General features: G+C 43.4%; 20 protein-coding genes. 3 read left to right on the top strand and 17 right to left on the bottom strand.

Annotation, left to right across the window (positions count from 1 at the left end):
* Positions 1 to 114: 114 nt before the first annotated feature.
* The 8 genes from L8G48_RS11505 to L8G48_RS11470 form a co-directional block, all read right to left on the bottom strand.
* Entirely contained in the window at positions 115 to 546 is a 432-nt protein-coding gene (locus tag L8G48_RS11505; RefSeq protein ID WP_248264758.1) for a nuclear transport factor 2 family protein, read from the bottom strand.
* A 289-nt stretch (positions 547 to 835) separates the two neighbouring features.
* Positions 836 to 1,336, bottom strand: a complete 501-nt coding sequence (locus tag L8G48_RS11500; RefSeq protein ID WP_248264757.1) for a flavodoxin family protein — start codon at positions 1,334 to 1,336, stop codon at positions 836 to 838.
* A 38-nt stretch (positions 1,337 to 1,374) separates the two neighbouring features.
* Positions 1,375 to 2,079 carry a hypothetical protein gene (locus L8G48_RS11495; RefSeq protein WP_248264756.1) on the bottom strand — a complete coding sequence of 235 codons (705 nt, stop codon included), beginning with the start codon at positions 2,077 to 2,079 and terminating at the stop codon, positions 1,375 to 1,377.
* 135 nt (positions 2,080 to 2,214) lie between these two features.
* Positions 2,215 to 2,640: a GNAT family N-acetyltransferase gene (locus tag L8G48_RS11490; RefSeq protein ID WP_248264755.1), complete on the bottom strand. Its 426-nt coding sequence runs from the start codon at positions 2,638 to 2,640 to the stop codon at positions 2,215 to 2,217.
* A 75-nt stretch (positions 2,641 to 2,715) separates the two neighbouring features.
* Positions 2,716 to 3,330 carry an FMN-binding negative transcriptional regulator gene (locus tag L8G48_RS11485; protein WP_248264754.1) on the bottom strand — a complete coding sequence of 205 codons (615 nt, stop codon included), beginning with the start codon at positions 3,328 to 3,330 and terminating at the stop codon, positions 2,716 to 2,718.
* A 457-nt stretch (positions 3,331 to 3,787) separates the two neighbouring features.
* Positions 3,788 to 4,525 carry an alpha/beta hydrolase gene (locus tag L8G48_RS11480; protein ID WP_248264753.1) on the bottom strand — a complete coding sequence of 246 codons (738 nt, stop codon included), beginning with the start codon at positions 4,523 to 4,525 and terminating at the stop codon, positions 3,788 to 3,790.
* A gap of 153 nt (positions 4,526 to 4,678) precedes the next feature.
* Positions 4,679 to 5,680 (bottom strand): AAA family ATPase, encoded by a 1,002-nt coding sequence (locus L8G48_RS11475; protein ID WP_248264752.1) that lies wholly within the window; start codon positions 5,678 to 5,680, stop codon positions 4,679 to 4,681.
* 63 nt (positions 5,681 to 5,743) lie between these two features.
* Positions 5,744 to 6,175, bottom strand: coding sequence for a nuclear transport factor 2 family protein (locus L8G48_RS11470; RefSeq protein WP_248264751.1), 432 nt, complete (start codon positions 6,173 to 6,175; stop codon positions 5,744 to 5,746).
* A 496-nt stretch (positions 6,176 to 6,671) separates the two neighbouring features.
* Between L8G48_RS11470 and L8G48_RS11465 the strand changes: the two genes are divergently transcribed.
* Positions 6,672 to 6,965 (top strand): hypothetical protein, encoded by a 294-nt coding sequence (locus L8G48_RS11465; protein ID WP_248264750.1) that lies wholly within the window; start codon positions 6,672 to 6,674, stop codon positions 6,963 to 6,965.
* 77 nt (positions 6,966 to 7,042) lie between these two features.
* Here the strand turns inward: L8G48_RS11465 and ltrA are convergent, their stop codons facing one another.
* The gene (gene ltrA, locus L8G48_RS11460; RefSeq protein WP_248264749.1) at positions 7,043 to 8,338 is read right to left on the bottom strand and encodes a group II intron reverse transcriptase/maturase; all 1,296 of its coding nucleotides are present in this window, start codon (positions 8,336 to 8,338) and stop codon (positions 7,043 to 7,045) included.
* Positions 8,339 to 9,306: 968 nt separating this feature from the next.
* On the opposite strand from ltrA, the gene L8G48_RS13540 reads away from it, so the two are divergent.
* Positions 9,307 to 10,158 (top strand): DUF2971 domain-containing protein, encoded by an 852-nt coding sequence (locus tag L8G48_RS13540; RefSeq protein WP_248264748.1) that lies wholly within the window; start codon positions 9,307 to 9,309, stop codon positions 10,156 to 10,158.
* 331 nt (positions 10,159 to 10,489) lie between these two features.
* Positions 10,490 to 10,885, top strand: a complete 396-nt coding sequence (locus L8G48_RS11450; RefSeq protein WP_248264747.1) for a hypothetical protein — start codon at positions 10,490 to 10,492, stop codon at positions 10,883 to 10,885.
* A gap of 118 nt (positions 10,886 to 11,003) precedes the next feature.
* Here L8G48_RS11450 and L8G48_RS11445 read toward each other — a convergent pair whose 3' ends face one another.
* The 8 genes from L8G48_RS11445 to L8G48_RS11410 form a co-directional block, all read right to left on the bottom strand.
* Complete coding sequence (locus L8G48_RS11445) at positions 11,004 to 14,141, bottom strand: hypothetical protein (protein WP_248264746.1); 3,138 nt, start codon at positions 14,139 to 14,141, stop codon at positions 11,004 to 11,006.
* 10 nt (positions 14,142 to 14,151) lie between these two features.
* Positions 14,152 to 15,525, bottom strand: coding sequence for a site-specific integrase (locus L8G48_RS11440; protein ID WP_248264745.1), 1,374 nt, complete (start codon positions 15,523 to 15,525; stop codon positions 14,152 to 14,154).
* Entirely contained in the window at positions 15,522 to 16,058 is a 537-nt protein-coding gene (locus L8G48_RS11435; RefSeq protein WP_248264744.1) for a hypothetical protein, read from the bottom strand. The genes L8G48_RS11440 and L8G48_RS11435 overlap by 4 nt, the downstream gene beginning before the upstream one ends.
* Positions 16,059 to 16,495: 437 nt before the next feature.
* Entirely contained in the window at positions 16,496 to 17,443 is a 948-nt protein-coding gene (locus L8G48_RS11430; protein ID WP_248264743.1) for a hypothetical protein, read from the bottom strand.
* Positions 17,440 to 18,126: a hypothetical protein gene (locus L8G48_RS11425; protein ID WP_248264742.1), complete on the bottom strand. Its 687-nt coding sequence runs from the start codon at positions 18,124 to 18,126 to the stop codon at positions 17,440 to 17,442. Before L8G48_RS11425 ends, L8G48_RS11430 begins: the two co-directional genes overlap by 4 nt.
* The gene (locus L8G48_RS11420; RefSeq protein ID WP_248264741.1) at positions 18,089 to 19,708 is read right to left on the bottom strand and encodes a hypothetical protein; all 1,620 of its coding nucleotides are present in this window, start codon (positions 19,706 to 19,708) and stop codon (positions 18,089 to 18,091) included. Before L8G48_RS11420 ends, L8G48_RS11425 begins: the two co-directional genes overlap by 38 nt.
* Before the next feature lie 159 nt (positions 19,709 to 19,867).
* Complete coding sequence (locus L8G48_RS11415; RefSeq protein ID WP_248264740.1) at positions 19,868 to 21,061, bottom strand: hypothetical protein; 1,194 nt, start codon at positions 21,059 to 21,061, stop codon at positions 19,868 to 19,870.
* 424 nt (positions 21,062 to 21,485) lie between these two features.
* A complete protein-coding gene (locus L8G48_RS11410; protein WP_248264739.1) occupies positions 21,486 to 22,307 on the bottom strand; it encodes a hypothetical protein in 822 nt (273 codons plus the stop codon).
* Positions 22,308 to 22,317: the final 10 nt, after the last annotated feature.

The following is a 22,317-nucleotide window of genomic DNA, read 5'->3' as shown; positions in this document are numbered from 1 at the left end:
CCGTTTTAACTTATTCTAACTTCGCAATTTTGCATCTCGCTCTGCGATGCCGATAAACCCTAATCTGAGATATCTTTCATTTGACGCACAGGTGAGATGCAATTTAATAAATCGTTAGAAGTAGTGCCTAATAAGTTTTATTTTGTTGTTTTCAAATTCGAATAAAGTAACCAGCTTTTGTTCGTTTTCTTCAGGATCAGAGCTCCCTTTTTTATCAGTGCAAGGGTGTAAATATTCGACGGTGACAGCATTAAGTCCTTCAATGACATTTTTTATCTGGATATCGCATTCACCATATTTTCCTAGATAGGCAAGCAGGCCTTTTCTGTATTCGTCTTTTGATTGAACGGCATTAAACTTGGGATGCTCGAATGTTGCATCTTCGGTGAGCAGTGCCAGTAAGTTACTAACATCGTTTTTTGTTGAGTTTTTATGCTCTACTGCTTCTTGCGCTTCGAAATACTGGTTTACTTTAGCGGTCAAATCACTTGCGAAGGCAACGTTAGAGAGCAGTAACGAAGCAAAAATTACATGGCAATATTTCATTTCTCTTCCTTGAAGACTTGTTAATTTTCAACTAACTAAACTACTCCTTTGCAACAATAAAGCAACTCTGGGATAAAACAACTAGCTTGAGTGGAAGGGTCTACTGATGGTCAGGCTTAAATAAAATGATATACGAGTATCAGATGACGCGATGCCTTAGTGTTAGCCCATTTAGTAACGATAGAATTATAGTTACTGATTGAATTTACAGCTCTCAGCAATCAGTCCACTAAGAGAGAAGAGCAGACATGCTGTTTGTACCGTTAATGAAAACTCTGCGAATCTCTTTTTAATTCAACTTTTTTAAAGCTTCAGTCACACATTTGTTGACCTGTTCCAGGTCTGATTCCGATTGTATAGAAACATAGTCACAACCTTTGTAAACCAAATGCATATAGTTAGCTGTCAGTTCAAACGGCTGTACAAAACACACCGGTAATTCAATCTCGAAGCCCGTTGATAAGACTGAACATGACTTGCCTTTAAGCTGCCGACCAAGTTCTTTCTCCACAGTTAAAAGATCTGAAAAGCGGTCGAAAAAAGTCTTTAGCAATGCCGACATTGAATACCAATAAACGGGCGAGGAAAACACTAGATGGTCAAATTCAATTAGTTCACGAATAAGCAATAAAAAGTCATCGCCCTTATTTTCATGCTTATAATCGTAAGCTGAAATATCGTAATCCGCTAAGTTGAAGAAAGCAGCATTAGTTTGCTCGACGAATTCATCAGCGAGGTATCGGGTATTCCCGTCCGAACGCGAACTTCCTAATATGACTGCTATCTTCATTTCACTCTCCTCTTGCGTTACAGGCTGAATAATTCATGCTAACAATCACCAAGATCCGCTCGATATGTAGTCTGACGTTTTCGCTCTGCAGACATACTTTTGCGAACCCATCGAAATAAGTAAAGGATGATGAGTTTTGTACATGCACTGACTACCGCTAACAACATCAGGGGCCAACCATCCTCAAGCCCCATGACAAATGCAAATGCGATTGTCGACAGATCCATCAGCAGAATGAACTGACTCATCTTGATATCCAAAGCACCGGTACTGCCTAACTTCAGTACTTGCATGATTTGATGAATATAACCTTGCGCGAGAAAAATGGTAATAAAAACAATCATAACCGTCATTAGCTGACGTCCGTCATCTTCATAAGTATCTGCCGTCACACCAAAAACAACTCCTGAAACGAGCAAAACAACAGCTAGAATAAGGAAGCTGAGAGAAGTAATGGCTTTTCGGTCAACCCATATTTCATACAAAATAACCGCTACTAATAGAGCAGCAATCAACCTCGGCCAGACGATAAAGTGATTAAAAGGCTCAATCGACATGCCGTATACAAAGAATGAATAATAAGCCAAAAAGCTCACAAAGAATTTGTTCAGAGAAAGGACTTCAGTTGCTCCGTTAAAGTTGTCCTTTTTACGTAACCAAACCGTCCGCACTTGCGAGAAGACACCAACCAAGCTGACCACAATTAAGATTGAATTTAAAGTCCCAAAGAAATTGAAAAGCATAAAATTCTAGATAGGTAAATTTGTCGACAATATATAATTTATTTACGCTTAAAATAAATAAAAGTCAGTTATAATCGCTATATTGTCGACAATAATAAGATTCTCAGAGGCAATTCATAATTAGATTGCATTAGGCTAATCTCGAACAAAGCGACACATTCCCTTTCCAAGATTAAGGCCATCTCGTTCAATATAACCATAACCTCGGTAGAAACTCTCTTTACCTCGGACGGCTAGTAGCGCAACAGTAGCACCAATGGGACATGCTTTAGAAAGATAACGCTCTACCCTTCCCATTAGGGCTTTGCCAAGACCATACCCCTGATAGTCAGGGGAAACGACGACGTCTTGAATATAAAAGTACATAAAACCATCGCCAACGATCCGAGCCATACCTATCAGTTTTTTGTCATCCCTGATTGATACGTGAAATAAAGAACCATCTAAGCTTTTTTGAGCTACACCCAAATCAATATCATCCCAGCCAACTTGGCGGCGCAGTAGTATATATTCTTCGGCTGTTGGGGCTTCATTGCAGATGATGTAATCGATTGATTTCACTTTTAAGTCCTAAACTCAAGTACATGGGCGAATGGCCTAAGCGCGGTTGACGCAGGCCGTGAGTCCTGCGTTTCGTTAACTGCCAATGCCAAGTTTTCGCTTTTTCATATACGACGACAAAGCCACTGCATCCGGGTGAGTACTTTCTATAAGTGCTGAGAACACCCCCGCTTGATCATCGACCTTACGATGCTGACCTAGCTTCTCCTTTGCGTGAATATCGTCAACAAGAATTTTAAAACCGACGACCCTCTTGCGAAGCCTTGCTTGATAATCAGATGGCATGAGTTCCGTCGCTTCAAGTAACTCAGGTTCATACTTTGCGACCAGTTGATTCATTGCCTGCTCGTTCTCTTCGTCATTCAGCAGTGTTACAACCCCGTAACAGTGAACCGCTGCATAGTTCCAAGTTGGAACGGCTGGTTTTGACTGATACCAAGTAGGAGACACATACGAATGCGGGCCGTTAAAAATAACCATTACCCGCTGGCTCTCTAAAGCCTCCCAATGCGGGTTAGACCTGGCGAAATGCCCATAAAGACAACCGAGCTCCTCCTCTTCTGGTTCAAAAATGAAAGGCAGGTGAGTTCCTGACAAATCAGGGGAAACCAAAATACCGAACCCGTAATCAGAAATAAATTTACTGATTGCTTCGGCTTCAGTCATTTCCATATTCTTCGGTATATACATAGATTCCTATCATGTAAAGAAGGTTGATTGGTGTTCCGTATGAACACTTTCGTAACTCGCTCTCAGCAGCATGGTTGCTTACGGCCTCTAAAGCTCAATACTATGCCAATTTTTTTATTTCCCTAGCAGCGAAACTGTTGTTTCAATATCACTATTTCCGGGTAATGCGAAGGATCTTCTTAACAAGGGCAACACAGGCCATCGCCAAGGCTGTAACAACAAAAAACTGTCCTAACATTTGAAGAGCGAACTTAGGCCAAAAGTTAACCTCTTCTGTGAAAAGTGGATGCCATACATATATCAACGTTAAACTACCGGGGAAGAATAACACTTTGTGTGCCAGGCAGAGGACCGCCAAGAATGTCGTATAAATTCCAACTCAACGCAAATGTTGCTGCTCCAATAATTACAGAGATTAAACCCGCATATACTGCAAGAGTTGTCGTTTTAGTATTAATCATGAATTGGCTCGGCAATCCGTGCCGTTAAGAAAATTTTCTATAACTCTATTAATTTCATCTTTAAGCCAGTCAGGGCCGTAATCCGTCATGTCGTTGTGCCGGGATTTGGGTATTTCTTTAACGCAAATACTGTACTCGTGTGCCTCTCTCGGTGACGGCAATACGCCTTCGTCAGCAGGGTAATCACTGCCTCGAATTGAGAGGACATTAATATTCTCACTTCTAGGAAGCGGAACGCGACGATGGTCAAGCGTAATGACGGTATCAATGTAATCCTTGCCGTCATTCGAGAGCCAGGAAGAAATATCCCCACCATTTGAATGACCAATAAGTAGCAAATCATTGAAGTTATAGTTTTGGTAAGTAGATGCCAGATTATGTTTAATAAAGTCCAGTGTTTCAGCGCCTCTAATCCAGTTTTCCCTCCGAGTTTCAAACAAGTTACCTGATACCGACAACGACGGGTCGCTCTCTAGTTCGTGCCCAATAGCAACAACCATGTAACCCATCTGGTTTAGCTGTTTCGACAAAAAAGCGTACTTAGTATGTGATACGCCGTAACCTGCGCTAAGTAATGCTACTGAGCATTGTTGGGCCTCATTGCAGTGCTCTTTTAGATTAGGGTATGAAACTTCTATCGGAATACTTCTGTCCCTGGACTCATCGTAAATTTTGTCGCCTGCAAAGCCTAAAGTACTGAAAAGTAAACTTGCGAATAATGTGAGGAGTCTCAAATTTATAGTCCTTTACGATTTGATTTTTTCTTACATTACTACGGTTCGTAGTAAATGTCTGTTATTCGCTCTCAGCGGACATTATTCGCGCAACATTTACTTTAATAAGAAAAGAGTCAAATAAAAAAGGCTCGACCTTGGCAATTTAAGAAATTATGCACTATCGAGCTTTTCTGGCTCTAGGCGCTCTACACTCTCAAACCCTTTTGTCTTTTTGAAGGACATATTATGAATGAAGTTAGTCATAGAGTCTGAAGGATCTATTGTTTCAAGATTGAGCCTATTCATCGTACTGCGAGATATAGCGGCGGATAATATCGGAGCTTCTTCTAAATGTCCTGTTTTAGAATTAAGCAACTCATCCACAGCAGTAACAATAACCAAATTGTCGGGAATACATGAAAAAAGCTCGTTAGCTACTCTTAAAACGCAACTACACACATAGTCTTGATATATTTCATTAAACTTGCCTTTCGGCATCTTTTTGACCGATAGCTTGCCGCTCTTTAAAAGGCTCTTTGATTCGCTTGGTACAATTTCTTTACCATGAACATTAACTGTCGCCTCCAATAGACCATCTTGATGTACAACTACCGATAAACTTGAGCCAAGATTAGAAATTTCCGTAAAAGGTTGTAGATTTTCTATTGCTTCAAGCTTAGCTTCTGGCTCCCCTTTTAATAGGGCTTCGGCGATACCCACACTCTCTTTCCATTCCGTCACATCTTGTTTCCAGCGTGAGAGTCTGGCTCCATAATCCTCACTATCTGCTGTTATCGCCATGTCTACTTCTCGTTCGATTTTCGCCTTCTTATTTTCCTTATTATTGAAAAGCCGAGCCAATATTCCAGGCTTATATTGTTCTAATTTAAGCCGTGCTTTTTCCTCTCTAAGACTCGTTTTTTGGGGTTCTGTAGGCTGTTTAGAGCTTGCGATACGGGTCCAGTCTACAACCGGGCTGCATTCTTTGTGAGTCGATTGAATTACTTCGATATGGTTTTCATAAACATCAACTTCATATGCCGCTTGCTCTAATTCCTGCATTTTTGCATATTGCTTATGTTTTGTTTCCAATTCTTTTTGTCTGCGTTTTGCATCTCGCTCTGCTGCACGAACCGCTGCACCGATAGACCTAACAGCTCCCTTCCATCCCATCTTATATATCCTTCATTTTGTACACAGTTGATGTGCGATTTAATCACTTATTTAATTCACAGGTTAAAAGTAGTGCCTAATCAATTTTATTTTGTTGTTTTTAAACTCGAATAAAGTAACCAGCTTTTGTTTGTTCCCTTCAGGATCTGAGCTCCCATTTTTATCAACGCAAGGATGCAAATATTCGACGGTGACAGCATTAAGTCCTTCAATGACATTTTTAACCTGGATATCACACTCGCCATACTTTCCTAAATATGAAAGCAGGCCTTTTCTGTATTCGCTTTTTGATTGAACGGCATTAAATTTTGGGTGCTCAAATGTTGCATCTTCGGTGAGCAGTGCCAGTAAGTTACTAACATCGTTTTTTGTTGAGTTTTTATGCTCCACTGCTTCTTGCGCTTCGAAATACTGGTTTACTTTAGCGGTCAAATCACTTGCGAAGGCAACGTTAGAGAGCAGTAACGATGCAAACAGCACATGACAATATTTCATTTCTCCTCCTTGAAGACTTGTTAGTTATTAGCCAACTAAACTACTCCTCTGCAACAATAAAGCAACTCTTGAATAAAACAACTAGCTTGAGCGGGAGCGCCTACTGGCGGCCAGGCTTGAATAATATGATATACGAGCATCAGATAACGCGATGCCTTAGTGTTAGCCCATTTGGTAACGATAGAATTATAGTTACCGATTGAGTTTACAGCTCTCAGCAATCAGTCCGCTAAGAGCGAGCAGCGGACCTTTGGCCTTTTTGATATTCTCTGTCTACCTCAACTAGTGGTTAACCGTCCTGTTATTAATAAGTGTGAACAACCCAATGAGACACGGCAAACTTATCCCTGCAATATTGTGCGTTTTGCCATTGTGTTGTGCATTTAAGTTGCTTATTGTCAATTAGATAACAAAAAAGGTTGGATATTGTGCGCTCGGTAGAGTGTAACTGAGCATGCTCGGTTACTGTTATGTTTCATAAAGGAGAGATATAAGAATGGCAACAATTACTGATTTTGATTCATGGCTTGATCAAGCCGATCCAGATGACCATGAAGAGGTTTATGCCTTGTATAGGGCTGTCTCAGACGTCGATGAATTTGGTATGTATCAGTGCACGATGAATAATGGAAAATATTTCGTTAAAGGTGATCACACTGACGACACCTTAATGCTTGCTTCAGAGAAGGCTCATTCAGCTTTTCTTAACGCCATAAGCTCTCGCTTCGAAATCGAAGGCGATATTGAGGGGTGGTATGGTTATAAGAGAGCAATGGCGAAAGATGATTAATAAACATAATCGGGTAGCCGGAGGTCTCTAACCTCCAGCCCCCACAACACCCTGCATGCGGCTCCGCACAGGGCGTTTCATTTAGGATAGCGAAGCGCAATCCATCCATCACGCAATGCGTAAAGCCCTTCAGATTTTAAATAATCAAGCGATAATGCCTGATTGATCCCCGGAGTTTTAGCACTACGCCATGGTCCTTTGCTGGTAATGCCACACGCCACTGCTGCCTGAACATGCACTCCTAATCTCATTAAATTTCTGACTTTGGTGCGCGGCCTTCGCCACTGTCTCCAATAGGCCATTCGTACTCTGCGCCTGATCCAATGATCTAAATCAACGCAGAGTTGATAGCAATTGGCGATACCAAAGTAGTTTATCCAGCCACGTAAATATTGGCTGATTTTAAAGAGTTGATAATGCATTGATACACCCCAGTTGCGGTTCGTTAACCGTCGAACTTGTTGTTTAAACTTCAACAAGGTCTTTTGGTGCCATTGAATGCGGCCTGCCTTGAAGGTGAATCCAAGGAATTTGCTTTCACTGGTTTTAACGACGTGGCTTTTGGTCGTGTTAACGACCAATTTCAAGCGATGACTCAGGAATCTGCTGATACTATTGAGCACTCTTTCTCCCGCACGGGGTGTCTTCACCAGTATGGTAAAGTCGTCCGCGTAGCGGGCAAAGTGGTGGCCGCGTTTCTCAAGCTCTTTGTCCAAAGGGTCGAGCATGATGTTTGCCAATAACGGCGATAATGGCCCGCCTTGAGGTACACCTTCTCGACTTTTACTATAAAACTGGTTATCGATAACCCCAGCTCGCAAGTAGCGTTTAATCAATTTAAGCAATCGCTTATCCTTTACTTTATAGCCAAGGTGCGTCATGAGTAAATCGTGATCAACGCGGTCAAAGAACTTCGACAGATCGACATCGACAGTAAAACGGCGTCCCGTTTTGATGATGCCTTGTACCTGTTTCACTGCTTGCTGCCCATTTCGATTTGGCCTGAACCCAAAGCTATTGTCTGAGAAGGTTGGGTCAAAAATAGGCGTAAGAACTTGAGCAATGGCTTGTTGGATCACGCGATCAACGATAGTCGGAATACCCAAGAGGCGTTTACCGCCATCAGGTTTATCAATTTCCACACGTCTAACCGGTGAAGGTTGATATTGGCCTGAGCGAAGCTCAGTCATAATACGTTTCCAGTTTCCATCCTTTGCCCAAGCGGGGAAGTCATCAGTGGTCATTCCATCAATGCCAGCAGCCCCTTTATTGGCTCGAACTCGTTTCCATGCAGCTAACATATTGGCTGAACGGAGAATAAGCTCAAGTAGATCTGCACTAAAGGCTGGCTGCTCATCAATACGCTGAGTCACGTCGCTACCGGTCGGTATTCGTGTGTTCAAGTTCAATAAGGCTCCTCCTTTGTTCTAAATGTTCGGGCCTTCACCGTGTCCCAACCATTACGATGGGTGTTTGGCTACTATGCCGTCTGCTGACTTCTGCTTAATCATCCACAGAGTTACCCCTGTTGACGCTATCGGTTTTCATCTAGTTCGCTCTTTCCAATCGATGGCACTGGAAAGCCAAGGCACTTGTATACCAGAGCCTCACTGGTTAATTACCGATCGCTTGTTAAGCAGATCTCCCCAGATAAGAGCATGAACTATCTCTGCACTGCTGCATCATTTACGGTGGCCGTTAGATCACATGGTTTCGTCGTCTTGTGCCAACTCACCTTCAGCCTACGCCTCATATGATGTTCTTGTTCATCAGCTCGCAGATTTGCGTCCGGCTTCCTTCAGACAAGCCCTCGCGGATTTGCCCTTGCCATTCGCTAGTAGTTATCGTTTACTGTACTGATTAAACAGGGTAAACGGTGATCTTCCTACAGAGGACTTTCACCTCATTAGTTCATGCCCATGCTGGGCGTACACAAGGCCATTAAATTCGCTCCCTTCGGTCACCCGACGCTCGAAAACTCGCGCGGTTTATGGCGGCGTTAGCAGTCCAATCTAAGTTAAGGAGGTTTAATATGGTCAAAATTAATGGGGATGACGAGTTGCTGTGCCCAGATTGTGGCGGTAACTATACACACCAAACGTCTGTCAACGTCGTCATGCGTGATTCCGAGGATGGTGATGGTACAGCCACGTTTTGCTCCAGTAAAGGTGTCGAAGTATCTAGGCTCGAATCAAGTAAAATTGCTGGGAGGCGTGACGTAATTGAAATTCAGCTGTGGTGTGAGGAGTGCGGAGAGGATGAGCCTAAAACCCTAAGGATAATGCAGCACAAAGGGAACACCGAAGTTACGTGGCAGCGCTAGCTAAGCAAAGGAGGTTCCGTGGAAATTGTTGGTGATATTGATACGAGTACCGAATTGCAGCGATATGTAGATTTCGCAAAGTTTGTGGACATGTTGGATACGAGCAAATTGTTTTTATCCCGTGTTTCTTGCTTTGAAGATAAACTTGAAGGTGGTTTGACGCCGACATATATCATGGTAAGTAACGGTAAGGCGAACTTATTGGAGCAAGCAATATGCAGTAGTCCTTCAGCAACTAAACCAACAGCAGAAGAACTTGCTGAAAGAAATGCACATAAAACCAAGTTAAAAAGTGACTATGATAACCGAACATATAACACAGTGTTTGGTAGCTTCCATCACAGTGAAGTAGAGTATGAAACTGTATTTAAACAACATCGTCACTGGGTCGATGTAAGTTGTTGGCATGCCAACAAAGCAGAAAGCATGGCAATGTGGAAAATATATGGTGGTTCAACTAACTCTGTTTGCATTATTACCAATGTAGATCGGTTATCTAAAGCTATAGCTAAAAAGCATGAACGTGAATTGGTTCTTTCTCCAGTACATTACATATCGCATGAAGAAGACAACTTTCAGGAATATCATAGATTAGCTCCGTTGATGCACAAGTCGGAATTTTATTCTTTTGAGAATGAAATACGTCTTCTTGCATATAACGCTAACGCTGATTTATTAAGCGAACGACCAGAAAATGATCGCGGTACAGTTGTAGATATTGACCTAACACTACTAATTCAAGAAATTAGAGTAGCCTACGATGCACCTGAATGGTTCTTTAAGTTAGTTAAGTCGATAACTAAGAAGTATAAAGTTGATGCCGAGGTTATTCGCTCAAAAATGTCACAGGCACCAATTTTTACGCTCTAGTTTAGCTAACAAAGCGTTTTAGGTAGATTAGCAACGCGTGGCATTTTTGATTTTAATCGGGTTTAGTGTTTACGGTACAATGATCTAAGTTAGGTGGTGGGCATTGCTCACTAATTAACGTGGCGTTGTCATGACTCCATTAGAGGTCCTCGGAATGAACTTCCCAGACTTCCAAAAAACTATTCAGTACATCTGGGAGTTCGAGTTAAGAAGTAGCGATAAATAGAAGGTATTATAGCTATGAAAAAATACGAAAAGTCTTACACTTAGTGTAAGCTAATAATTTCAACCACATTACTTTAATGTAAGTCTTACAAGGATTGTATAAATTATGAAAGACTGGCAAGTACAGCTTGGAGGTTGGGGAACAATTATTTGGCTTGCATCATTTCAAATAATGCAGTTTTTAAATGAAAGTGGTTACACCACTGAAGTGAAGGCAGTTGTTGGTTATACGCTAGGCTTCATTACGGCATTTTCTGGCTACCTGTTTTGGGAAATATGGCATGGCCGCTGGGAAAGCATCCTTGGTCAGGAGCGTGGCCTAATGCGTATTATATCTGCCATTCCGCTTCTATTTCTGCTTTTATTTGGCTTGTTTGGCTTTATTAACGGCATATTCAACTCTATGCCATGGTACTACAATTTACCTTTCGCTCTGGCGAGTATTGTGGTTGCTCAGGGCGTGATTCCTATTCTTAATCATTTAGACGGTACTAAACCTTAGCAAGTGCAGGCACGGCAACGTCCATTACACTGTGCTTTTGCCTCGGCTTCATGGGCGCAGATGATGAAAGTGTTAACGTCCGCTGTTGGCACGGATCGGACATCTACCCACTAAAACTTCATTTAGTTAACTTATAAACATTGTCGGGGTCATACTCAAAATTGGGATCGTAGTATCGTCTCATTGCCCCAGAATGGATCGCTAGTGTGTGAAGTGCATACCGCAGTGCACTTGACGCATAATGCTGACCGTTCTTTTTAACATGGTCCGCACTATTTTCATTGATGTCGTGACTTAGAAAGTAAAGTTGAACGCTCCCTTTTGAGTTTTGGCGCCTACCACCGTCTTTGAACTTGATTTCTGAAGCACCAACTCCGGCAAGAAGCTCACTCCAATAATCCCTGATGCACTCTTCCCGGATTGACTTGTCAGCATGAATTTCAACGTAAAAGCGAGATGCAGGGATAAACTGTCTCAGGGTCGTGATGAGTTCAAGCACCTCATTTATATCCTTTGTATTAAATGATACGTAGCGGTGGTTGTACGTCGATGCGCATAATAGCGTATGGCACGCTCGTCTTATGGCTTGGCTGAGGTGCTCCATCGGTGCAGACGCCATGTGCTGGATAATCGTATTTGCTGCCATCGTATCTGTGTTGGCGTTTGGCACTGGAACACCAAGGTTGCGGGTTTCAGCTGTATAGAGTCTCGATTGCCTGCGCTTAGTCCGATAGCGCTCCTGAGTATCTCGCGCCGCATCAATAACTGATTCGATTATCTTAGGTTCGATATTGTAAATGTCTCGAATTTCTTCAATAGATCGCCCTTTGTCGTAGGCTTCAAGCACAAGGCAGACGTGAGAGGCGTCAAACTCGGTCTTTAAATTGAGTAAACTATCCATGTCGATATCTCCTTTTTTTACACCGTTGCCGGGCTTGGCTATCCAGGCCCCGCGCTCTTTTTTGAGTATTCCATCGGTTAAAACCATCAACTGTGCTCTATCCGGAGTTCGGCCGAGTGAGTGTTGCGCACAAATCTTGTCGATACGCGCAGATTGAACACAGGAGAGCGCTTTTACGTAACCCAGCGGAGTCGGTATGTTTGCGCGCATAACCGACTGGAACAGCAGCAAGTCGGTGAAATGCGTATAGGTTGATAGGGTCATGTTAGGTTCGAGGTGACCCGCCCAAGCCGACAGCTTGTAGAGCACATTAAGCGAATCGTTGAGCTGAAAGTAATCTCTGATAACTGTGATTTGCTCGGGTGAATATGGCGTTAATTCACCAGCAGTTTCGTCTGATGCAAAACACACAAGCACCGCTATGGAAATGGCAAAGTGACGCAGCTGGTACATCGGTGTGTGCACGCCCGTATAAGACGACAGCAGGCGAGTCACATGTTTACTAATGTCTCGCATGTTAAGCGGAATATCTTTTTGAGGAATTTGGGAAAATAGTAAGGCGTGCGGCCTTTCATACCGGACACTACCGTTCTTTGACAGTGAACGTCCGGCCCGCTCCATGCGCCGGTTGATGAACTGGCGTACGAACCTTGACTCCTCTGGTAGCAAAAATGTATCGAGCTCTATGAGACGCCTAGCGGAGTAGGTCTTTTCTGAGAAATATCGCTTGTTACGTATAAAAATGTGGCCAGTGTCAAAGGTTGAGATATCTTCTACTGCAAGATGCATCGCCTCGTGCGGGCGAATATTGGTACGAGTGATAAGGATAAGCAACACAGTCACTGACTCCCGAAAATGCTGAGACTCACTGGCATATATGTCATTGATGTCTTGCAGAAGATGAGGTATGTGTTCTTTGGCGGGTATGTTTGAACGAACATGAGCGGACCGTTTATCGCGTGGCTCGAGTTGTTGAGGAAGAGGCACCTCGCGTTGCTCATGCAAAAAGTAGACAAGGTCTGTTATTTTATCCACGTACTTGGAATCAGATAACTTTTTCTTGCGCATAAGCTCATTATATAGCGCGGTCATTTCAGACTCGTCGAGTACATAAACACTCGTTGTGCTACAAACCTCAAGCCAAAGGGTAGCTACAGATCTTACATCTCGGTCACCCGTCGCGAACGTCGTTGACTTATCAAATTCGTAGCAATATTTCAGCCAATCGATAAGAGCAAACTCAGCATCACTCATCGACTCCTCGCGCTGTGCAATGAAGGCATCAATTGTTTGAACGATATTAGCTATGCGCTGCTCTTTTGAGAGACGGGAATTATCTTTTGTTTTGAAAAGCTCTCGTAATGCTTTGCTGAATTCTGAGTGATATGCCGGGAGATCTTTTTTATTCTGATACACGGCGGTGGAATCGACCGCTAAACGTTTGTCAGGCAACTCGGTGATTGGAGACGTGACCGCATGAAACGACTGTGTATTAATGTGGTTAAGACACTCAATCGATGTGGATGCACTACTCAAATCACCACAGGCGTAATGCATTAAGAAACTGCGAAGTTCTGAGCCAGGCTGCTCACTGACAAGTAATGCGATAGCCCGAAAAAATCTCCTGTCGTTGAGTTGACCAATGGTCGGCGCCGACATGATCTTGGCTAACTCGGACTTTAATAACTCGGTTGCTGTTTGGGTTATACAGACAATTGATCGGCTTTTCATGAATCCCTCTATGGCGAGCAGAGTAAGCGGACCTGCGCGGAAAATTCGATGAGTCACTTTTTTATTACCAACTTTCGCGTTAGTTTCATGTCCTTGACGTGAATATGACAATTGAATTATCCAAGAACTTCCCACTGGCTGCAGTACCTGCCTGGATTCAGTCAGCGTCTTATAAAGGTCGTCTAAAGCCTCTTCAAAACATAATCCGCTTTCAAATGCTGCGTGAAACAGGATGAGAAACAGTCGTTGTTTGGCATTAAGAGTCCCTTGCTGAGCGACAAAATCGGATACACATTTGTCGGCATCATGCAGCAACGACTTTGCCCTGAAGGTTTTAGCGTTAACAAAGCCAGCCATTCGCGGTTTACTGTAATAACGCTTACCATAAAGTCTTCGGTAAACAACATCGATAAGCGAGCGTCTGAATCTATTGTTCAACCCAGCGTCACGGGCCGTTTTGTATACATCAGAAAATAGAACCTCCTTTTCAGCATCATCAAGCTCAGCAATTGACGACGAGCTTAACAATGGCAGTAACCTGTCAGCAGAGTCGACACTGGCTTTGTAAATTTCGCGTTTATTTGGTGTGTCGTACTTGACCATGAGTTGTCGAATTAACTCCATTTTGTTCTCCTTAACGTTTTCCTGGTGACAGGTGCGGTAAACCTAGTGTGTGCAGTACCTTGTTTATATGCTCGCTTATCGAACGAAGCTGGTCATAACAGAACGTCGAGCGGGCGCTAGTTGGCAAGTCCAGAGCTTGTCGATGACCCATAAAGACGGAGAGTGCATCTCGAACGACGTCGTTTATGATGAGCCAGCTGGCCATCGTGTGGCGATGCCAGTTAATCTTATTAAATACGTCATCATCGAGCGCCTCCGGTAAGTGCTCGATGTTGGGTAAAAATGTTGACGCGGTTTGAATGCGAAAGAGGTTTGAACGTCCTGATAACATGTCCTCAATAGCGTGATATTTAGCGCGATTAATAAATTGAAAGCGCGCTTGATAGGACCTCAAATATTCAATGTATTCCGTCAGTAACTTCTGTGCGTATTTGCACACAGGGACTAGGCGTGTCGAACTAACGGACTTGTCGACAATCTCGACCTGCTCGAAGTTATTACAAAACGTACTCAACGTTCTGAATGCATTTGACGTCGGGCGATGCATCGTCGCAAGCTGCAACGTGCTAACAACATAGAGGGTATAAATGTTGTGGGCAGCGATATGGTCTCTATTTCTCAGTGCTTCTCCGAGAGCTAACTCAAGAGCTGAATAGATGGACAGAACATCTGAGGAAGACAATGCTTTTTTAGAGCCAAATAAATAACTGTCGGGTGCCGCATGCTGCCTACACATTTCAACTTCATGCTCCGGCAAAAATAAGGCCATGAAATCTGCGTGGCGCTGGTGAAGGAGTCGGGCCGAAAACGCAGCGTAGAAGTTTTGCATGTTATCGCTCATTTGATTATCGGCGATAAAGTCCCTCTCAAAACGTGTCATTCCGACTTTAGTGAGCTCATAGTCGATAACGTGCTGTATCGTGTTGAGTGTTATAAGCTGCCCAGACGGACCTCGCTTGCGCGACGCTGGAAGTGAAAATTGACTTTCAAGCTCACTAGCTGGGATGGCTCGTTCGCGGGCTCTGGCAATGGGGGATGCAATGCAGGGCGGAAGCACTATATAAGCTGCATTGTCTTTTATGAGTCTATCCGCACTGTCAAATAGTGGTGACGACGCCTGACCGTAATGCCAGCGGATAAACAGCCTCCCCACGCCCGACTCTAGAAGCTCGAAGGGGATATCAAGGTCGACAAGCGACGAAATCGTACGACCTGTTACCAAGGAAGCTAAGGCTATGCCATATTGCAATTTATCCGAGTTTTCGAACAAGAATGAACTCAGATCGTTTAGCGTTTGTCGTGTCAGCCGGTAGGGTGAAGACTGAGTACGCTTCTGATTCTTCCGCTGGTGCGTGTCCTGATATTTTCTTTTCCGCCAAATCATAACCAGACTCCTTCATCAGTGCTTTGTTCTAGCCGCGATATTTGTCGTTTTGATGTGCTGAGGCTTGTTTGAGAGAGTTTCCGGGCAATCGCAAAAAGCGTTCTCGCTGATACACCGGTTAATGCTTCGATATCGGTATGGGAGAGAGAGCTTCGCTCGAGAACTTGGCTCAGTTGTGCGCAGAATGTTGCGTGGTCTATTTGATTGAGGAGCCTTGCGATAAGATACTGCCAAGCGATATCTGATACTTCATCATCATTGGCATGAGAGATACATACCACCTGTAACACTTCAGGCATGTCAGTGCTCGGATACAAAAGCTGCGACCAACCTGATATAACCTGAAAGCCCCCATCTATGTTAACGACTTTCGGGTACTCGAAGGGAAACGGTGACGACAGTGATAAAGCGGCTGAATGCTGTATACATTGGCGACGCAAATCAAGGTCACACTCATATGCAGGTTGCGCAAATGGATGGATAACTATTTGCTCGACTTTTGCTTTGATAACTTGTTGGTCATTACTGTCCATGACACCACCTTTTCCGTATCGTTGGGTATTAAACCGGCCTACAGGCCTTATTAATTATCGTATCCCACGGAACGGGAATAATTTCCGGTGAGCCGCAGCAAAAAACGAAAAAGATTTTTTGGGGTGTTTTTCTCCTTATTTTTAAGGTTTTTTCACTTCAAAAAAATGTCACTGAAATTTTCAGGTTAAGGGCAATTGAGGGGGCAACGACTGTCAGGGTGGTTAATAATTAAACAGGTATTAAGTTAAAATGATTGTCGACATGAGGTTCTTACTGTTTTAACAAATTAAAAGTAATCGGAAGCGAGGGGCTGCCAAATGGGAAAGTTCACTGATAACCTTAGTCAAAGAGCCAGAAAGGTAAAAGGTGTTTCTTCTTCGGGTGGCTGTAACTTTAGGTCAGTATTCCAAGCTTGCAATTACATGATCTGAATGAACTATTCGATATTTACGCGCATAATGTATTTTAAGAATGAAAATGCGGCGACTAAAAACACCCATAAAACTATCAAGGTTTCATCATTAGCAAGCTTAGTCCAAATACTGTTTCTTAAAACTACATCTTCGGATTTGTAGCGTTGAATAACACCAATGTCACCTTTCCCACTATAAGTGGCTTTAATACCTGGGGAACTATCGACATAGATAAATCCTGAACTTTGCACTGATGGCTCTTTGATATAAAACTTATCCCCAAGTTCAAGCGGGTAAGGATCAGTTTGATAGTATTGGCGCGACAATGCACCCTTATCAGAAATTGCTACGGAGCCACTATGTAAAATAGGTTCGCGAGTTGAAGCTTCTTTTACTTCGCCGCCTAATGTCATAACACCGTCAATCGGCAAGGTGTAGCTATTAATATCAGAAACCGGTAGCTCAAAGGCTTCACAATCACTTAATTCAACGCGTTCCCCTGCAGTATTGAGAAGTTCACCTGCTGGGGCGAGAGTATCAGAACTCAATGTTATCCATAACGAACCCGTCCCCACCCGTTCTAGATACAAAGTGGTTTCACGCGCGATTTCGAGCGTACCGCTGACCGCTGAGGTATCGGTACCGCACTCAGAATAGCGGGTGGCGGATTCTAGCTTCCAAGGCATAAAAGCACTATCTTTATATGAATTGATCGTAATAATTTCAGAGGTTGCGTTGACGTTATATAGGGTGTCGGGTGTTGCGAGGAAACGCACTGAAATAAAAATAATATAAGCGAGTAGCAGCCAAAAAATGCCAACTAAGGCGTGAATCAGAATACGAAACCGGCTGTGTGAAATACGGTCACGAAACTCTGTTGCGGTATAGGGTAAATCCTCATTGGTTAAAAAAATCCCCAACAAGGCTTTTGACGCTTTTCGGAAAAAACGGCGTATCCATTGCTCACTCATCGGTAAAACTCAATCAATTCGTCAGGAATGGCACGTAAGTTCCGGCGTTTGATAACGACCTGCTGAAGGGCATCAGCGCTCACATTGGTAATGATGCACTCTTTGTCGTACGAGACGCGGTAACTACTGTTTAGATCTTGGCATTTGACTGGATTTGGTGAAGCCTGTGTCGCACGGGGAACAGCAATATCGCGGCGCGCATTGCTGCGAATAAATATAGATATACTGTTCAAGGATTTGGGTTTGCCCCAGGCACTCACCAGATAACGTCCGTTCGTTTGTTTGCAGTCGTCTTGTACGGTGGCAAGCAATCCCAACTCGTTTGAAGTAAAAGCACTTAGCTCTTCCTTATACTGAGTTGGAAATGAAATGGCGATCAAGCCTTCAACGGGTTCGGCGAAACTGTATTGGTATTGCGACTTATAGCGGCCATCAGCACTGCTGACAAACACACAAATAGTGCCCGAGTATGCGCGAGGGAAATAGATATGCGGCGTGGTTTCGAATTGGGCGTCTGCATACTGTAAACCTTTTAAAAATTGCCCCGAAACTTTTACCGTATCGCTATATGATTCTGTAAAACCATTAACTTGGTTGGCCTGTGAGCTTAATGCGAACAGTGCCAACGTAGCAACCAATAAAGGTTTAATCGTAGCCAAATAGCTTGAAGTTAAAGGTGCCATGATTTTGTAATCCAGTTAGGCGAATCAAGTGTACGTCTGATGACAGTGGAGTAAACACAAAGCGATTATTACGGCTGGTCCAAAACTCCTCGGAATACTTTTTATCACCGGTTTCATCGAAAATTTCCAACCGAAATCTCATTTCCGGTGCGACAGCATCGAGTTTAAAGTCGATGGGGGCATTGGCAGTCATCATCATGCGGTATTCCGCAACAGCATCTTCGGCCAGTTTAGCGGAAACCAAATCACCTGTAGAAACCACGTTTTGTCTGCTCAGCAATTCCGCATTAGTAGTCCATTGGTTGATGTTAATTTGTGTCTGTCCGTAATGTTGCAGGCCGACTACACGAACCAAATATTCACCTGAGGAGAGTGGTGTGAAGGTGTAGTTGTAGTCACGGTCTGACCAGAAATTGTAATTTTGCAGTGTGGTGCCTGCGCTATCGATAATACGAATACTATACCTGAATTCATCGGCTGCGATTTCATGTAAAGTGAATTCAATTGGACTGTTTTGCTCGCCATTAAGTCGATATTCGGAAACCGCGTTGAGTGCAATTTTCGGAGCAATCTGACCTGGTACCGTAATTTGATTTCCTGCGCCGCGTAACTCTGCATCAAAGGCATAATCATTCATTTTGATGTCAAATTCACCGAAGTCCTGTAAACCACGGATGCGCACAATAAACTCGTCATCATTAGGTGGTGTGAAGGCAAATTTGTAGTCATTTGTGTTCCAAAACTTATGATCCAAAAGTTCGTTTTCGCGCTTATCCAAAATCTGAATAGCGAACCTCATTGAATCAGATTCTGTATGCTTTATGATAAACTCGACCGGACTATTGCCAAGCATTTGTATTCGATAATCTTTGATCTGATTGGTAGCTAAGCGCCCAGTTAGATGCGAGTTTGTGGTAGTTTCATCATCATTCGCAGCAGCCGTATCTGTTGGTTCTGACGCCGAAGTGTCCGGTACGCTTAGATCGAAGTAGTCATGTAACGCGGTTGTTAGTGCATCCGCACGATATACAATACCACCTTCGTCATCGACCTCAAGTAGAACGCCGGCTGCTTGCTCGGCCACAAATAAAATACTGCCGCTATAGCCTTGCTTTAATGTCTCGTCGTTACGCTCTGGTTTGATTGCGAGAAACTCGCTGTCATCGACGGCATTAATTACTACCTTCGTTTGCAGTACGCTACCATCGGCGAGGCGCGTTTTTAGTACTCCTTCTTGGTATACCTGCAATAGTTTCTGCAAATCACTGATTTGCAGAAAACTATTGGTATTGCACTGTGCTGCGGAAGTCGTTGCTTTGAGCAAAGCTATATCAACCGCAAAAAAATGTTCAAGTTCCGCGGTTTGATACTGCCGGGTCGGTAACATGATGTTGGCAGACTGAGCGTCGCCCATGACATGCTTGGGCGTGACGACATAACAATTATTGTCGATTAGGTAATTAAAGCCTTGTCCCACGTTAAAATCTGCTGAGACAAGCACATCAGAGCTAAGCGCAGATGCAGAAAAGCACGATGAAATTAGAGCCAAGGCGGTGATACGAGTTGAAATAGCGTGATTCATGAATGTTTTTTTTAATTATTTAAGTTATTTATAGTATCAATTGCGCGTAGCCGTCAATAATTGCATCAGTTTTTTCAGGCAATAACCTAAAATTAAGGTTTATGATAGCCTAAGTAGTAAATTTGGGGCGTTGCAGTTAATAGTTGAAGTCAGGAACTGCTATAAATTAAATGGCAGGGATGAATCCTCGCTGCGAATGTCTAAAGTTTCGCTCTCCAAGCTCGCTATGAACCGTTGATTTAATAAAATACCTAAATTAATATTTCGATAACTACTCATTTTTATCAACCGCATTAATTCTGCAAGATCGACAACAACGATTCGAACATCAGATTTCAGGTAAGTGTTGCGAATAAGTTCTAAAATTATTTTCCAGTTATCATGCGGCACAAACTCTGAAATAACCACAATAGCGGTTTGATTTGGTGAATCTGAGCGAGGTAACTCAATGCCTGCGCTGTCCATTACTCTGTATTCTGGCTTACGGTAACTTTTTACTGCGCCTTCCAGCTGACCTATTGCTTTCTCAGCATGGCTAATCACTTTACCTACTCGCCGCTCATAACATGAGTCACCTTTTGAATCGTTTAAGCACAACGCCTTCGATTCAAAAAATAGAGTTGATTTTGACGATACGACAAGTACGTCCGTAAGTTCCCTTATCTTTTTTCCTCGTTCAATTTGGGGGGATAGGAATACGTTGTTACCGAAGAGTAAATATAGCTGCTGATGTAGATGGTTTTCCTGAGTTGCGCCCTCATGCATGTCACTGAGGTCATATTGAAATGTCCCGCTTTCAGAAGCTGAAATAATCAATGTCTGCTTCAGGTCTAGTTGTAGTTCCACATCATGCACGTGCGCTGCTATTGAGTTAGTTGGGATATAGCGTGGATCAATTGCGTGCCAGATTGATTCAATAAAAGGATCTAATAACTTTGCATTAGATATCCAGGAAGCAGTAGCTAATACTTTGGTGAGCGTATGATTCACCTTATTTAAGTATCCGGTTCCACGAAGAACTGGAGCATCGAATTCATCCATGATAATTACTCGGAAACTTCTTTCATTTGCAATATTTCGCCAGCCAATAACTTCAGATTCAGTTCTCGCAAAGATCGGGAGGATTAACGGGTTATCTTGGGTGTCATAGATTTGTAGGCCACCACCAACAAACAGCTCTTTTTTACCGGCAACACCTAGGTAGAGCTTAACCTCTGCTCCTTTAGCCATAGATTTTGCTGCGGTACCAGCCGCTTTTATGACAACAGTAGAGGTTGCTGATTCGGGATCTACATATGCCCAAACACCAACCAATTCGCTAAGAATAATTGGCTCCAAATCTTTAGGGACCATTACTATTTCCTCTGTATTAGTAGGCGGCTTAAACTCAAGTTACTAAATCAACGTCGCCAAAAAGCCCAATGACGGGACTCCTCCGTTTAACTATCTTAACTTTACCAGCTGATAGGGCTTTAGGCTCGCTCGCTGGCTTCCAAATTTAACAATCAAGGAGAAAGATTATGGCTAAAAGCAACGGAAAATCAGGCGGTCGCGGTCCATCTACTCATCCAGGACCAGGTGGAAACTGGCTGTCGACAAATCCTGGCAAGGTGTTAGGTGGGAACCGAGGCAATGCGAAAGGTAAGTGATTTACCTTTTACTCAGAAAGTTGTGGGGTGCTGTTGCACTCCACAACTTTGTTAATCACTATATCTTCTCGAATGTGATCAAATGGATTTGATAAATAAGATGACTTTTATTGATACAAGCTTCCGAGTCACCGTACAAGCCTTAGTGTGTATAGTTGCTCTTCATCAAGAGGGCAGTAAATTTTTCCGTTTGCTGAGACTCTCACTTTGCCCATTGCCAGTATATAGGCACCAGACAGCTCTTCCTCGTCTTGAATTCCATACCGATTAAAAAGCTCGGAAGCTGACTGCGAGTCGATACAGAAACTTATGTTGTGCCTCCCTCGGCTATTCAGCCAAAGTGTATTATCAGAATCGAGTTGAGCATCGGTTAACATTCCCCAGTATCCCCGGAAAAGCCCCGAGTGCTCCTCACTAGCGTCGAGAAGGGGGATGAAAAAATCTTTAGCTACGAACTCCCCATACTCATCAATATCGAGGATTTGTTTTGACTGACTGAAGCCCTCTATTTCCATCAGATGTCGCAACAAAGAGCTTAGACGCCTGTGTGTTTCAGCATTTGGTCTAGCACCGCCAGGTTGGAAACGTCCTCTTCGTCCATGATTCGGACGTAAATCGTCATTCTCTTTGACTTCAGGCTTTTTACCAGTGCCGAAGCGTAAGTCGACAACAATCCGTTCTGCTGGGTTATTTAATTGCTCTTGATCTTCTCCTCGACCGTCTGGATCTGTTTCATATTTAGGCGCTGCCTCATCGCACCCTTCCGCGTGAGGTCGCGCTCCGAAGCATGCCGACCTGCCACTTTTCGATGCCTTCATGAAGTAAGCTGGGCCACCACATCCAAGGCAAACTAAAAAGCGCCGTTTTCTGGCAATCTCATCATGTGGAAGTCGGGAGAAGTCCACTGCTGCGTAGCTTACGCCGTCTTCTGTGCATTTGGCTATATACATAAACGCTCCT

Origin of the sequence: Idiomarina aminovorans (genome assembly GCF_023155095.1) — a bacterium.
GTDB classification, from domain to species: Bacteria; Pseudomonadota; Gammaproteobacteria; order Enterobacterales; family Alteromonadaceae; genus Idiomarina; species Idiomarina aminovorans.
The sequence above is the reverse complement of the archived record's forward strand: the minus strand, read 5'-3'. Positions and strand labels throughout refer to the sequence as shown.

What these genes read in the sequence shown, in the direction of transcription:
- L8G48_RS11505 (WP_248264758.1), bottom strand. Translation starts at nt 546, where the DNA reads ATGAAATATTGCCATGTAATTTTTGCTTCGTTACTGCTCTCTAACGTT.
- L8G48_RS11500 (WP_248264757.1), bottom strand. Translation starts at nt 1,336, where the DNA reads ATGAAGATAGCAGTCATATTAGGAAGTTCGCGTTCGGACGGGAATACC.
- L8G48_RS11495 (WP_248264756.1), bottom strand. Translation starts at nt 2,079, where the DNA reads ATGCTTTTCAATTTCTTTGGGACTTTAAATTCAATCTTAATTGTGGTC.
- L8G48_RS11485 (WP_248264754.1), bottom strand. Translation starts at nt 3,330, where the DNA reads ATGTATATACCGAAGAATATGGAAATGACTGAAGCCGAAGCAATCAGT.
- L8G48_RS11475 (WP_248264752.1), bottom strand. Translation starts at nt 5,680, where the DNA reads ATGGGATGGAAGGGAGCTGTTAGGTCTATCGGTGCAGCGGTTCGTGCA.
- L8G48_RS11470 (WP_248264751.1), bottom strand. Translation starts at nt 6,175, where the DNA reads ATGAAATATTGTCATGTGCTGTTTGCATCGTTACTGCTCTCTAACGTT.
- L8G48_RS11465 (WP_248264750.1), top strand. Translation starts at nt 6,672, where the DNA reads ATGGCAACAATTACTGATTTTGATTCATGGCTTGATCAAGCCGATCCA.
- L8G48_RS11450 (WP_248264747.1), top strand. Translation starts at nt 10,490, where the DNA reads ATGAAAGACTGGCAAGTACAGCTTGGAGGTTGGGGAACAATTATTTGG.
- L8G48_RS11445 (WP_248264746.1), bottom strand. Translation starts at nt 14,141, where the DNA reads ATGGAGTTAATTCGACAACTCATGGTCAAGTACGACACACCAAATAAA.
- L8G48_RS11440 (WP_248264745.1), bottom strand. Translation starts at nt 15,525, where the DNA reads ATGATTTGGCGGAAAAGAAAATATCAGGACACGCACCAGCGGAAGAAT.
- L8G48_RS11435 (WP_248264744.1), bottom strand. Translation starts at nt 16,058, where the DNA reads ATGGACAGTAATGACCAACAAGTTATCAAAGCAAAAGTCGAGCAAATA.
- L8G48_RS11430 (WP_248264743.1), bottom strand. Translation starts at nt 17,443, where the DNA reads ATGAGTGAGCAATGGATACGCCGTTTTTTCCGAAAAGCGTCAAAAGCC.
- L8G48_RS11425 (WP_248264742.1), bottom strand. Translation starts at nt 18,126, where the DNA reads ATGGCACCTTTAACTTCAAGCTATTTGGCTACGATTAAACCTTTATTG.
- L8G48_RS11420 (WP_248264741.1), bottom strand. Translation starts at nt 19,708, where the DNA reads ATGAATCACGCTATTTCAACTCGTATCACCGCCTTGGCTCTAATTTCA.
- L8G48_RS11415 (WP_248264740.1), bottom strand. Translation starts at nt 21,061, where the DNA reads ATGGTCCCTAAAGATTTGGAGCCAATTATTCTTAGCGAATTGGTTGGT.
- L8G48_RS11410 (WP_248264739.1), bottom strand. Translation starts at nt 22,307, where the DNA reads ATGTATATAGCCAAATGCACAGAAGACGGCGTAAGCTACGCAGCAGTG.